At 70.8% G+C, this 12240-nt stretch carries 12 protein-coding genes; 6 read left to right on the top strand and 6 right to left on the bottom strand.

Annotation, left to right across the window (positions count from 1 at the left end; all coding sequences use genetic code 11):
* Positions 1–13 precede the first annotated feature (13 nt).
* Together C8E96_RS12480 and C8E96_RS12475 are read left to right on the top strand one after the other, a co-directional pair.
* Positions 14–682: a lysophospholipid acyltransferase family protein gene (locus tag C8E96_RS12480; protein ID WP_091378385.1), complete on the top strand. Its 669-nt coding sequence runs from the start codon at positions 14–16 to the stop codon at positions 680–682.
* Positions 683–812: 130 nt separating this feature from the next.
* Entirely contained in the window at positions 813–3113 is a 2301-nt protein-coding gene (locus C8E96_RS12475; protein WP_091378387.1) for a penicillin acylase family protein, read from the top strand.
* Between the two features lie 28 nt (positions 3114–3141).
* Here C8E96_RS12475 and C8E96_RS12470 read toward each other — a convergent pair whose 3' ends face one another.
* From C8E96_RS12470 to dapE, 3 genes are all read right to left on the bottom strand, one after another.
* Positions 3142–3690 (bottom strand): LOG family protein, encoded by a 549-nt coding sequence (locus tag C8E96_RS12470; protein ID WP_091378390.1) that lies wholly within the window; start codon positions 3688–3690, stop codon positions 3142–3144.
* Entirely contained in the window at positions 3672–4454 is a 783-nt protein-coding gene (locus C8E96_RS12465) for an LOG family protein (RefSeq protein ID WP_091378392.1), read from the bottom strand. The genes C8E96_RS12470 and C8E96_RS12465 overlap by 19 nt, the downstream gene beginning before the upstream one ends.
* A 396-nt stretch (positions 4455–4850) precedes the next feature.
* Positions 4851–5918, bottom strand: coding sequence for a succinyl-diaminopimelate desuccinylase (gene dapE, locus C8E96_RS12460; protein ID WP_091378395.1), 1068 nt, complete (start codon positions 5916–5918; stop codon positions 4851–4853).
* Between the two features lie 44 nt (positions 5919–5962).
* On the opposite strand from dapE, the gene dapD reads away from it, so the two are divergent.
* The 3 genes from dapD (at position 5963) to C8E96_RS12445 (ending at position 9272) form a co-directional block, all read left to right on the top strand.
* The gene (gene dapD, locus C8E96_RS12455) at positions 5963–6946 is read left to right on the top strand and encodes a 2,3,4,5-tetrahydropyridine-2,6-dicarboxylate N-succinyltransferase (protein WP_091378398.1); all 984 of its coding nucleotides are present in this window, start codon (positions 5963–5965) and stop codon (positions 6944–6946) included.
* A 13-nt stretch (positions 6947–6959) separates the two neighbouring features.
* On the top strand, positions 6960–7886 hold the full coding sequence (locus tag C8E96_RS12450) for a CHAD domain-containing protein (RefSeq protein ID WP_091378401.1): 927 nt from the start codon (positions 6960–6962) through the stop codon (positions 7884–7886).
* A gap of 129 nt (positions 7887–8015) precedes the next feature.
* Entirely contained in the window at positions 8016–9272 is a 1257-nt protein-coding gene (locus C8E96_RS12445; protein WP_228770063.1) for a DUF2252 domain-containing protein, read from the top strand.
* A 3-nt stretch (positions 9273–9275) separates the two neighbouring features.
* Here the strand turns inward: C8E96_RS12445 and dapC are convergent, their stop codons facing one another.
* From dapC to C8E96_RS12430, 3 genes are all read right to left on the bottom strand, one after another.
* Positions 9276–10370: a succinyldiaminopimelate transaminase gene (dapC, locus tag C8E96_RS12440; RefSeq protein WP_091378407.1), complete on the bottom strand. Its 1095-nt coding sequence runs from the start codon at positions 10368–10370 to the stop codon at positions 9276–9278.
* The gene (gene fdxA / locus C8E96_RS12435) at positions 10367–10693 is read right to left on the bottom strand and encodes a ferredoxin (protein WP_091379400.1); all 327 of its coding nucleotides are present in this window, start codon (positions 10691–10693) and stop codon (positions 10367–10369) included. Before fdxA ends, dapC begins: the two co-directional genes overlap by 4 nt.
* A gap of 125 nt (positions 10694–10818) precedes the next feature.
* Positions 10819–11409 carry a TIGR03086 family metal-binding protein gene (locus C8E96_RS12430; protein WP_091378410.1) on the bottom strand — a complete coding sequence of 197 codons (591 nt, stop codon included), beginning with the start codon at positions 11407–11409 and terminating at the stop codon, positions 10819–10821.
* Between the two features lie 66 nt (positions 11410–11475).
* Between C8E96_RS12430 and C8E96_RS12425 the strand changes: the two genes are divergently transcribed.
* A complete protein-coding gene (locus C8E96_RS12425) occupies positions 11476–12201 on the top strand; it encodes a GNAT family N-acetyltransferase (protein ID WP_091378414.1) in 726 nt (241 codons plus the stop codon).
* Positions 12202–12240: the final 39 nt, after the last annotated feature.

Raw genomic sequence — 12240 nt, 5'->3', positions numbered from 1 at the left:
AGGAGGCCCCCTCGTGTTCTACCGCGCGCTGCGTGTCGTGCTGTCCTTCCTCGCCAGGTTGTTCCTGCGGCCGGTGGTGGAGGGAGCGGACCGCGTGCCCGCCAAGGGGCCGGTCATCCTGGCGATCAACCACCTCGCCGTCATCGACAGCTTCGTGGTGCCGATGATGGTCGGCCGCAAGGTCGCCTTCCTGGCCAAGTCGGAGTACTTCGAGGGCAAGTCCATCAAGGGTCGCCTGGTCGGAACCCTTTTCCGGGCCCTCGGCGCCGTCCCCGTCCAGCGGGACAACAGCCGCGCCGCCCTCGCCTCGCTCGACGACGCGGGCGCCATCCTCGACGCCGGTGGCGCCTTCGCGATCCACCCCGAGGGCACCCGTTCGCTCGACGGCAGGCTGCACCGCGGCCGCACCGGGGTGGCGCAGCTGGCCCTCGAGCACAACGCGGTCGTGGTCCCGGTCGCGCTGATCGGCACCGACAAGGTGCAGCCGAAGGGCAAGAAGCTCCCCCGGCCCCACCGCATCACCGTGCGCTTCGGCACACCCCTGAACTTCAGCCGCTACGACGGCCTCGGCAACTCCCTGCCCATCCGCCGCGCGGTGACCGACGAGATCATGTACGCGATCATGGAGCTCTCCGGTCAGGAGTACGTCGACTCGTACCACAAGCGGCCCAACGCCGCCTGACCAGCGGTTATCTGGGAATACCCTCGAACCGGTAGGGCCTGCCCCACCATCGATTCGGCGGCGCACCGCAGTGAGAACTCCGCCTCGGAAGATCAAAGTTGGCTGGACGAACCAGCCGAAGGGGATCTTCATGGGGCACACGAGGAAAGGGCTCGCGGCGGCGCTGGCCGGGCTGTCGGTACTGGCCTTGGCGCCTGCCGCGCGCGCGGCGGGGCCGGAGACCACCATCCGGTACACCGAGTTCGGGGTGCCGCACATCAAGGCCCGCGACCTCCGCGGCGCCGGGTTCGGCCAGGGGTACGCGCAGGCCCGCGACCACCTGTGCGTCATCGGCGAGGGCATGGCCTCGCTCGCCGGGGAGCGTTCACGCTGGTTCGGGCCGGACGGCAGGCCGTCGGGCACGATCGTGCGGGCGAGCAGCAACCTCAGCAGCGACCTGTACTTCCGCGGCATCGCCGACGCGGGCACGGTCGAGCGGCTGATGGCCCAGCCCGCGCCGCTCGGGCCGAGCGCCGACGTCCGCGACCTAGTGCGCGGCTACGCGGCGGGTTACAACAAGTACCTCGCCGAGCGACACCGGACTTCCTGTGCCGGGGCGCCCTGGCTGCGCCCGATGACCGAGGTCGACGTCTACCGCCGCGCCTACGCCTGGGGCATGGCCCTGGGCCAGTCGGCCGCACCCGACTTCCTCGCCACCGGCCCGAGCGCCGGAACCGCCACCGCCGGCACCGACCGCATGGCGGGTCCGGGCAGCAACGCGATCGCCCTGGGCCGCGACGCCACGGTGAGCGGGCGCGGCATCTCGATCGCCAACCCGCACCTGCCGTGGGGCGGTGACTACCTCTGGCACCAGTCGCACGTGACCGTGCCGGGCAAGCTCGACGTGATCGGCGCGTCCTTCGTCGGCCTGCCCACGATCGCCCTGGGGCACACCGCCCGGATGGCGTGGAGCGGCACCATCACCGACGGCGTCACCCCGTTCACCCTCTTCGAGCTGACCCTGGCGAACCCGACGACCTACCTCGTCGACGGCCAGGAAGAGGCGATGACCCGCCGCGACGTCACCGTCGACACCCCGGCGGGCCCGGTCACCCGAACCCAGTGGTGGACCCGCTACGGGCCGGTGGTCACCAACGTCCGCGGGAACGCGCTCCCCTGGACGGCCACCACGGCCTACGCGCTCGCCGACCCGAACGCGGGCAATCTGCGGCTGCTCAACAGCCTGGCCGCGGTGAACCGGGCGCAGAGCACGGGTGAGTACATCGCGGCCGTTCGCCGCACCCAGGGCGTCTCGATCTTCAACATGACGGTGACCGATTCCCGAGGCGACACCGCGTACTCCGGCATGTCGGTGGTGCCGAACGTGACCGACGCGCACGCCGAGCGCTGCGGCACCGCGCTGAGCAGGACGCTCTTCCCCACCCAGGGCCTCGCCGTGCTCGACGGGTCTCGCGCCGAGTGCGCCTGGGGCACCGACCGGGACGCGATCCAGCCGGGCACGTTCGGTCCGGGGAATCTCCCGCTGCAGTGGCGGAGCGACTACGTCAGCAATTCCAACCAGAGCTACTGGCTGGGCAACGCCGCCGCGCCGATGACCCCGACGCACCGCATCCTGGGCACGGCCGCGACCGAACGCAACGTCCGCACCCGGGACACCCTCACCGAGATCACCGACCAGTTGCGCGCGGGCAAGTTCACCCCGCGGGCGGCGATGGACCTCACGCTGTCGAACCGGGTGTACGCCGCCGAACTGGCCGTGCCGGGCACCCTGGAAATGTGCGCGGCGGTGGGACACAAAGCGACGGACTCCGTGGGCCGGGTCGTCGACCTGACCGCCGCCTGCGCCGCGCTGTCCCAGTGGGACCGCAAGTCTGATGTGGACAGTCGGGGCGCGCTGCTGTTCACCCGCTACTGGAGCCGAGTCCGAACAATCCCGAGTGGACAGTTGTGGCGCACGCCGTTCGCGGTGGACTCCCCCGTGGCCACGCCGAACACGCTCGCCGCGGATAATCCCGCGCTGGCCGTCGCCCTCGCCGACGCGGTGTCCGACCTGGCGGGCGCCGGGATCGCACCGGACGCGGCGCTGGGCGCGAACCAGTACGTCGACCGCGGTGGCAAGCGGTTCCCGATCGGCGGCGGCCGGCCGGAACTGGGCGTGTTCAACGTGATCACCAGCGCGTGGGACGCCAAACGCGGGTACACCGATGTCGGCGGCGCGGGCTCGAACAGCTCCAGCTACCTGCACGTCGTCGCGCTGACCGGCGACGGGTGCCCGGAGGCGAAGACCGTGATGGCGTACTCACAGTCATCGGATCCGCTGTCGCCGCACCACAACGACCAGACGGACCTGTTCTCCCGCAAGGAATGGGTGACCGAACGGTTCTGCGACGTCGACCGGCACACCGTGGACGTCGTGCGCGTCCACGGCTGACCGGCACGCGGGCTGGGCCTGGAAAGGCTCAGCCCGCGCAGGCGTCCAGGGCTTCCTCGGCGGTCCGCACGACCACGAGCGCGTCGAGCGCCGCCTGGGAGGCGAAACCGCGCGACTGCAGCTCGCGGGCCCACTTGATCAGACCCTCGTAGTGGTCGTCCGGGTCGAGCAGGACGACCGGCTTGTCGTGCATCCCGAGGTAGCGCGAGGTCCACACCTCGAACAGCTCCTCGCACGTGCCCAGCCCGCCGGGCAGGGCGAGGAAGGCGTCGGACCGGTCGTCCATGACGGCCTTGCGCTCGCGCATGGTGTCGACGACGACCAGTTCGTCGGCCTGCGGGTCGGCGCGTTCCAGGGCGACCAGACCGCTCGGGATCACCCCGAGGGTGCGGGCGCCGCCGCGGCGGGCGGCACGGGCCACCGCGCCCATCATCGCCGCCGACGAGCCGCCCCACACGAGGTTCCAGCCGCGCGCGGCCAAGCCCGCGCCCACCTCATCGGCGAGGTCGAGGTAGCCGCGTGGGACGGAATCGTGTGATCCGCAGTAGACACAGAGGTTCAGTGCGCGTCGCTCCATGCCTGGTATGCCTCCTCGACCACCCGGATGGCGTCGTCGATGTCGTCGGTCAGGTGCAGCAGCGCCAAGTCCTTCTCGCCGATCTTGCCGTGCTTCATCACCGAGTCGTTCAGCCAGTCGTAGAGCCCGCCCCAGTACTCGGTGCCGAAGAGGACGACCGGGAACTTGGTGACCTTCTTGGTCTGCACCAGGGTCAGCGCCTCGAACAGCTCGTCGAGGGTGCCGAAGCCGCCGGGCAGGCAGATGAAGGCCTGCGAGTACTTGATGAACATCGTCTTGCGGGCGAAGAAGTAGCGGAAGTTGACGCCGAGGTCGACCCACGGGTTGAGGCCCTGCTCGAACGGCAGCTCGATGCCCAGGCCGATCGACTGGCCACCGGCCTCCGAGCAGCCGCGGTTGACCGCCTCCATGGTGCCGGGGCCGCCACCGGTGATCGCGGCGAAGCCCGCGGTCGCCAGCGCGGCGCCGATGTCGCGGCCCAGCTGGTACTCGGGGTGGTCACGCAGGGTGCGGGCCGAGCCGAACACGGTGACCGCGCGCGGCACCTCGGCCAGCGCGCCGAACCCCTCGACGAACTCCGCCTGGATGCGCAGGACCCGCCACGGGTCGGTGTGGACCCACGCGCTGGGGCCGCGCGAGTCGAGCAGCCGCTGGTCGGTGGTGGTCGCCTCGTCACTCTGCCCGCGGCGCAGCGTGACCGGCCCGCGCTGGCGCTCCCTCGGGTGCTCGTCGTCGGCGGGGATCTGATGTGCGTCAAGAGTCACGGGTTCGAGTCTAGGGTGATCCGCGGTCACCCGAAGGAGGACGCCAAGTGACGGACACCGGAAACTTGCTATGGGGCTTTTGGGGACTGCTCGGTTGGCCCGCGTTCGCCGTGGTGGCGCTGCCGGCCGTGGTGGCGGTCGGTTCGCTGGCTAGTCGGTGACGGCGGTTCTTCGCCGGAGTGCCTGTTTGGGTGGTTCGCCTTGATTTGGGGACCCCGGAAATGGACCTGCGCGGGGAAAGCGGGCAGGGTGAAGAAACTGCCCCGCGCCGCGAAAGTTTAGGTCCATTTCACCCCAAATCAAGGCGAACCACCCAAACAGGCAGTTGGTGCTGGCCCGTTGCGTTCTTGCTGGTGGGATGAGGTCCCCTGGTCGCTATGAGGGCGTCCGTCGGCCTTAGCCGGTGACCAGCTTGCGCAGGACGTCGGCGCAGCGGGTGATCTGCTCGACCGGGACGTTCTCCTGCTGCATGTGGGCCAACAGCGGGTCGCCGGGGCCGAAGTTGACCGCCGGAATGCCCAGCGCGGCGAAGCGGGCGACGTCGGTCCAGCCGAGTTTGCCCACCGGGTCCCCACCGGCGGCGGCCATCAGGTCGCGGGCCGCCGGGGCCGTGAGGCCGGGGAGGGCGCCCGCCGCGCTGTCGACGACCTCCACCTCGAAGTCGGCGAACACCTCGCGCAGGTGGGCCTCGGCCTGGGCGACCGTCCGGTCGGGGGCGAAGCGGAAGTTGATCCGCAGCAGCGCCGCGTCCGGGACCACGTTGCCGGAGACGCCGCCGCTGATGTGTACCGCCTGCAGGCCCTCGCGGTAGGTGCAGCCGTCGATGTCCACGGTCCTGGTCTCGTACCTGGCCAGGACGTTCAGCGCCTCCCCGAGGGCGTGGATGGCGTTGACGCCCATCCACGCGCGGGCGGTGTGCGCGCGGGTGCCGGTCGTGCGGACCTCGATGCGCATCGTGCCCTGGCAGCCCGCCTCGACGATGGCGTTGGACGGTTCGCACACGACGGCGAGGTCGCCCGCCATCCACTCGGGCAGCTCCCGCTCGACCCGGCCGAGGCCGTTGCGGATGGCCTCGATCTCCTCGCACTCGTAGAACAGGAACGTCAGGTCGTGCGTGGGTTCGGTGACGGTCGCGGCCAGGTGCAGCATCACCGCGTCGCCGCCCTTCATGTCGACCGTGCCGAGGCCGTGCAGGACGCCGTCGACCCGGCGCGACGGCAGGTTCGCGTTGACCGGGACCGTGTCGAGGTGGCCGGCGAAGACGACCCGCGACGGCCTGCCCAGGGTGGTGCGGGCCAGCACGTTGTTGCCCAGCCGGACGACCTCCAGGTGCGGCGCCTGGGCCTTCAGGGCCCGCTCGACGGCGTCGGCGATGGCGTCCTCGTCACCCGAGACGCTGGGGATGTCGACGAGGGCGGCGGTCAGGTCGATGGGGTCTGCGGTGAGATCCAGCTCAACGGTCACGGTCGGCAACGCTACCTTCCGCCCGATTGACTACCGTGGTGCCCGTGAGTAGCGCAGAGGCAGCAGAGACCAAGGGTGCGCACGGCTTCGGTCTGGCGACCGTCACCACCGACGGAACGGTGCTCGACACCTGGTTCCCGCACCCGAAGCTCGGGGCGACCCAGGACACGGGCACGCGCAGGCTTTCCGCGGACGAGGCCGCCGAGGAGCTCGGCGCGGGCGTCACCGCACTGATCGGCCCGGACGCCGCCCGCGGCGTCGAGGTGGTCGCGGTCCTCACCGTGATCGACGACCTGGAGCGCCCGCCCGCCGACGCGCACGACGCCTACCTGCGGCTGCACCTGCTCTCGGCCCGGCTGGTCCGCCCGCACGGGCAGAACCTCGACGGCATCTTCGGCCTGCTCGCCAACGTCGTGTGGACCAACCACGGCCCGTGCCCGGTCGAGGGCTTCGAGACCGCCCGGCTGCGGCTGCGCTCCCGCGGCCAGGTCACCGTGTTCGGCGTGGACAAGTTCCCCCGGATGGTCGACTACGTCATGCCGTCCGGCGTCCGCATCGCCGAGGCCGACCGGGTCCGCCTCGGCGCGCACCTGGCCACCGGCACCACGGTCATGCACGAGGGCTTCGTCAATTTCAACGCGGGCACGCTGGGCGCGTCGATGGTCGAGGGCCGCATCTCCGCCGGGGTCGTCGTGGGCGACGGCTCCGACGTCGGCGGCGGCGCGTCGATCATGGGGACGCTCTCGGGTGGCGGCAAGGAGACCATCAGCCTCGGCGAGCGCTGCCTGCTGGGCGCCAACGCCGGCGTCGGCATCTCCCTTGGCGACGACTGCGTGGTCGAGGCGGGCCTCTACGTCACCGCCGGCACCAAGGTCGCGCTGCCCAACGGCAAGCTGGTCAAGGCCCGCGAGCTGTCCGGCGAGTCGGGCCTGCTGTTCCGCCGCAACTCGACGAACGGCGCGGTCGAGGTCGTCAACCGATCGGGCACGGGTGTCGAGCTCAACGCGGCGCTCCACGCGAACGACTGACTACTCTGTCGGGATGACAGCGACGCAAGCGCCGCAGAGTTCCCTTGACCTCGGGCTGCCCGAGGAGCCGCTGAGCGCGGGACACAAGGACCCGGCGGCGTCGCACATCCGCGCCCGACTCGACGAGCAGGCGCGTGAGCTGCTCGAGCACACCGAGGGCGCCCGGGTCGGGACCGACCCGGAACACGTCCACGCCCTGCGGGTGGCCGTCCGGCGGGCCCGGTCGGCCCTCAAGGCCGACCACGGCACCGTCCCGGACGCGGACACGCTGCAGCGCGAGCTGAAGTGGCTGGGCGGCTCCCTGGGGGCGGTCCGCGACTTCGACGTCCAGCTCGACCACCTGCGCTCCCAGGCCGCGGGCTTCGACGAGGACGAGCAGGCGGCGGTCGAGTCGCTGCTCAAGGGCCTGGTCCACGACCGCGCGGCGGCGCGCAGGCGGATGCTGTCGACGCTGCGGAGCAAGCGCTTCCAGTCGGCACTGCGGGCGCTGGCGACCGCGGCGATGTCGGCCCCGCTGCCCGGCGCCGAGGTGGAGAAGGAAACCGCCCTGATCGAGGTGATCAGGAAGCCGCACAAGAAGTTGATGAAGGCCGCCGACGCGATCGGCGAGGACCCGATCGACGACGACCTGCATTCCCTGCGCATCCAGGGCAAACGCCTCCGCTACGCCGCCGAGCTGGCGGCGGTGACGGAGAAGAAGCGAGTGCGCTCCCTGGTCTCGGCGACCAAGGAGTTCCAGGATCTGCTGGGCGACCACCAGGACGCCGTGATCGCCGAGGACACCATCCGCCGCCTGGTCAGCGAGCACACCGATCCTCAGGTGATCTTCGTGGCGGGCCGCCTTGTCGAACGTGAGCGCACCCGCAAGGCCGACCGCCGCTCTCGCTGGCGCGAGGCACTGGACGAGGTCGACGAGAAGGCCAAGGCCGCACTCGGCTGATTCCCAATGGGTCCCCTCGGGTGGTTACATTCATCGCCCGAGGACAGGAGGCCCACCGTGGCCGAGGCACCCGACCGACAGCGCCGAGCGCGGATCGTGCAGGTGCTGCAGGACGCGTTCGCCGACCTGATGGCCGCCGACCCGGTCGCGTTCCGGCACAAATTCCGCAAGATGGCCGCGGAGCCGTTCGCGTTCTACCGGGGCAGCGCGTGCCTGTTCTACGCCGACATGGCCGACGAACCCGACGAGTGGTCCGACGACCGGACCAGCCGGGTCTGGATCCAGGGCGACCTGCACGCGGAGAACTTCGGGACGTACATGGACGACTCGGGCACGCTCGTGTTCGACGTCAACGACTTCGACGAGGCCTACCTCGGCTGCTTCACCTGGGACGTGCGCCGCTTCGCCGCCAGCCTGGCCCTGATGGGCTGGACGAAGGCGCTGTCCGACGACACGATCATCGACCTCGTCCGCACCTACACCGACGCGTACGTGTCCCAGGTGCGCACCTTCGCCGACAAGCCGGGCGACGAGATGTTCAGCCTGCACCTCGACAGCACCGAGGGCGTCCTCCACGACGTCCTGCTGCGGGCCCGACTTTCCACGCGGGTGGAACTCCTCGACCGGCTGACCGCCGTCCAGGACTTCGACCGCCGGTTCCGGATCGGCCCCGGCACCCGCGAACTCGACGACGACGAGCGCGCCAAGGTGGAGCAGGCCTTCGACCGCTACCTCGACACCATCCCGACCGGCAAGCGAGCGGGCAGCAGCATCACCTACCGGGTCAAGGACGTGGTGGGCCGCAGCGGCTTCGGCATCGGCTCAGCGGGCCTGCCCGCGTACAACGTGCTGGTCGAGGGCCGCACGCAGGCCCTGGAGAACGACGTGGTGCTGTCGATGAAACAGGCGAATGTCGCCGCACCAAGCCGAATCGTCGACGACGAGCGGATCCGCGGGTACTTCCGCCACCACGGCCACCGCACCGCGGTCTCACAGCGCGCGCTGCAGGCACACGCCGATCCCTGGCTGGGTCACACCGACCTCGACGGGACCGGTTTCGTGGTCGCGGAGCTGTCCCCGTACACCTCCGACCTCGACTGGTCGGAACTGACGGAACCCGCCGACATGCTGCCCGTCCTGACCTACCTGGGCCGCGCCACCGCGAAGATGCACTGCGTGTCCGATGAGGACTCCGAACAGACCTTGGTGGAGTTCCAAAGCGAAGAGGCCATCGCCTCAGCCATCGGCGACCGCGCGGACGACTTCACCGAGTCCGTCATCGAGTTCGCCATGCGCTACGCCGAACAGACCCGCAAGGACCACCATTCCTTTGTGGACGCCTTCCGGGGCGGGGAAATCCGCGGCGTCCAGGCAACCGCCGACTGAAGCTCAGCCCGTCAGCCGGGCCGCCGCCGCCGCGATGCGTTCGTCGGTGGCGGTCAGGGCGATCCGGACATGGTTGCCGCCCGTGGGGCCGTAGAACGTGCCGGGGGCAACGAGAATCCCGCGTTCGGCAAGCCAGGACACGGTGTCCCAGGCGGACTCCCCGCGGGTGGACCACAGGTAGAGACCGGCTTCCGAGTGCGACACCGTGAAGCCCGCGGCCTCAAGAGCGGGCAGTAGAACCGCCCGCCTGCGGCCGAAGCGCGCCTTCTGTTCCGCCACATGCGTGTCGTCCGACAACGCCGCCACCATCGCGTGCTGGACCGGCAGCGGAACGATCATCCCCGCGTGCTTGCGTGTCTCCAGCAACCCGGCCACCAGAGCCGGATCACCGGTCACGAACCCGGCCCGATATCCGGCCAGGCTCGACGACTTCGACAGCGAGTGCACCGCCAGCAACCCGGTCACATCACCGCCGCACACGTCGGGATGCAGCACCGACACCGGATCGGTGGTCCACCCCAAAGCCAGGTAGCACTCGTCCGAGACCACGATCGTCCCGCGCTCACGCGCCCAGTCGACCACCTTGCGCAGGTGCTCCACCGGAAGCACGCGCCCAGTCGGATTGGACGGCGAGTTCAGCCAGATCAGCGCGGGCGCGGCGGGCCCGAGGGCGACCAGACCGTCCGACCGGACGAGCTCGGCCCCCGCGAGCAGGGCCCCGACCTCGTAGGTCGGGTAGGCCAATTCCGGGATGACGACCGTGCGGCCCCGGGCACCGAGCAGCGTCGGCAGCCACGCGACCAGCTCCTTCGAGCCGATGGTGGGCAGCACGGCGGCCGGGTCGAGCCCCGTGACCGCGTGCCTGCGGGCCATGGCGGCCACTGCTGCGTCTCGCAGGGCCGCGATGCCGTGGGTGGTCGGGTAGCCGGGGACCTCGGCGACCGAGCTCAGCGCCGCCTGGACCAGCGGGGCGACCGGGTCGACCGGGGTGCCGACGGACAGGTCGACCACGCCGTCCGGGTGCGCGCGAGCGCGGGCGGCGTGGTCGGCCAGGGAATCCCAGGGGAAGTCCGGCAGCTCCGGAAAGGCTGGGTTCACTCGTGCGAGGCCTGCGGGGGCAGCGCCTTGATCCAGTCCGGGTCAGCGCTGACCTTGCCGGTCTTCGACGCGCCGCCGGGCGAGCCCAGGTCGTCGAAGAAGTCGACGTTCGCCTTGGTGTAGGCCGACCACTGGTCCGGGACGTCGTCCTCGTAGTAGATGGCCTCGACGGGGCAGACCGGTTCGCACGCGCCGCAGTCCACGCACTCGTCGGGGTGGATGTAAAGCATCCGGTCGCCCTCGTAGATGCAGTCGACGGGGCATTCCTCGATACATGCCTTGTCGAAGACGTCGACGCAGGGTTCGGCGATCACGTAGGTCACTGCGGTCTCCTGCTCCTTCATGGTGTTCGGCACGCACCGGGAACTGCGTGCCGACCGTCAGTATCTCTCGCCGGGCGCGTGCGCACGTACCCGGTGCCATCTTGCTCACACTGCAGGATCGTGGATCACGATTTCGGGGCCGACCAGGCCGGATCCCGACCGCTGAGTCCCAGCACGCGGTCGAACAGGGGGGCGTCGTCGGCCACCTTCACCGCGGGGCCGAAGGCGGTGCCGCGGTTGTCGTCGGTGAACTGCGTCACGAAACCGAGCAGGATTTCGGCCGTCTCGTCGTCGACGGGGTAGGCCTGTCCGGTGGCGGCGGCGAGGTCCCAGCCGTGCAGGGTGATCTCGCTGAGCGCGACGATGCCCCCGACCTCCCCGGGAAGATCGATGTCGCCCGCCCGGGTCTGGCCCTCCCACGCCTCGGGCCTGCGCCAGGACGCGGCGAGGGCGTCGAGCTGTTCGGGCAGCCGCTCCCGCCAACCCGGCTCGAGGACCGGTGGCGCCGAACCCGGGTCGGTGTCGGTGAGCGGCCCGAACTCCTTGTCCGCCGCGGCCCGGAAGGCGCTGGTCAGGCCGTCGAGGTGGCCGAGGACCTCGCGGACGCGGTACTTGGTGCACGGCGATGGCCGGTCGAGCGCCGAGTCGTCGACGTGCGGCAGCAGGGCCGCGACGCGGTCGGCGGAGGGCTTCAGATCGATCAGTCCCGAACTCATGCGCACAGTCTGCCGCGTTCACCACATTTCGCGCTGAACATGAGCATTCTCGACGAGACTGCACGGATGGACGCGCGTTCCCTGGAGGCGCTGTGCGCCGACGCCTGGCCGCCGCTGGTCGAGAAGCCGCTGGGTGACTGGCGGCTGCGCGCCTGCGGCGGGTACACCGGCCGGGCGAACAGCGCGCTCGCCGTGGGCGACCCCGGAATCCCTGTGGCACAAGCACTTCACACGGTGGCAGGCTTCGCCGAGGAGCAGCAGATCCGGCCGTGCGTGCAGGTGATCGTCGGCTCGGACACCGAGGCGGCGGTGGCCGCGGCGGGCTGGTCGGTCAACCTCGCCCACCCCAAGGGCGCCGAGTCGTCGGTGTTGACCAGCACGCGGGCGGTGCCCGGCCCGGCGACCGAGGTCGCGGACACCCCGCCGGACGGGTGGTTGGAACTCGTCGTCGGCGGCGAGCCCACGCCCGCGCAGCGGCACGTGCTGACCTCCGGGCCGCGGGTCGGCTTCGCCTCGGTCCACCGCGACGGCAGGCTCGTCGGCGCGGCCAGGGGCTGCGTCGTGCGTGACTACCTGCATGTGTCCGTCGTGGAGGTGGCACCGGAGTACCGCAGGCAGGGCCTCGGCAGCACCCTACTGGCATCCCTCGACAAGTGGGCGGACACCGGCCACCGGGTCCTCCAGGTGGCCGTCCACAACGAGCCCGCCCTGGCCCTCTACGCGACCCTCGGCTACACCGAGTCCCACCGCTACCGCTACTGGATCCCCCGAGTCGCCCCCACCGGCAAGTGAGTCGCCCCGTCCGGCGACTGAGTTCGACATTCGCGAGGC

Origin of the sequence: Actinokineospora alba, from assembly GCF_004362515.1 — a bacterium.
Taxonomy (GTDB): domain Bacteria; phylum Actinomycetota; class Actinomycetes; order Mycobacteriales; family Pseudonocardiaceae; genus Actinokineospora; species Actinokineospora alba.
The sequence above is the reverse complement of the archived record's forward strand: the minus strand, read 5'-3'. Positions and strand labels throughout refer to the sequence as shown.

What these genes read in the sequence shown, in the direction of transcription:
- C8E96_RS12475 (WP_091378387.1), top strand. Translation starts at nt 813, where the DNA reads ATGGGGCACACGAGGAAAGGGCTCGCGGCGGCGCTGGCCGGGCTGTCG.
- C8E96_RS12470 (WP_091378390.1), bottom strand. Translation starts at nt 3,690, where the DNA reads ATGGAGCGACGCGCACTGAACCTCTGTGTCTACTGCGGATCACACGAT.
- C8E96_RS12450 (WP_091378401.1), top strand. Translation starts at nt 6,960, where the DNA reads ATGACAGCGACGCAAGCGCCGCAGAGTTCCCTTGACCTCGGGCTGCCC.
- C8E96_RS12445 (WP_228770063.1), top strand. Translation starts at nt 8,016, where the DNA reads ATGGCCGCCGACCCGGTCGCGTTCCGGCACAAATTCCGCAAGATGGCC.
- C8E96_RS12430 (WP_091378410.1), bottom strand. Translation starts at nt 11,409, where the DNA reads ATGAGTTCGGGACTGATCGATCTGAAGCCCTCCGCCGACCGCGTCGCG.
- C8E96_RS12425 (WP_091378414.1), top strand. Translation starts at nt 11,476, where the DNA reads ATGGACGCGCGTTCCCTGGAGGCGCTGTGCGCCGACGCCTGGCCGCCG.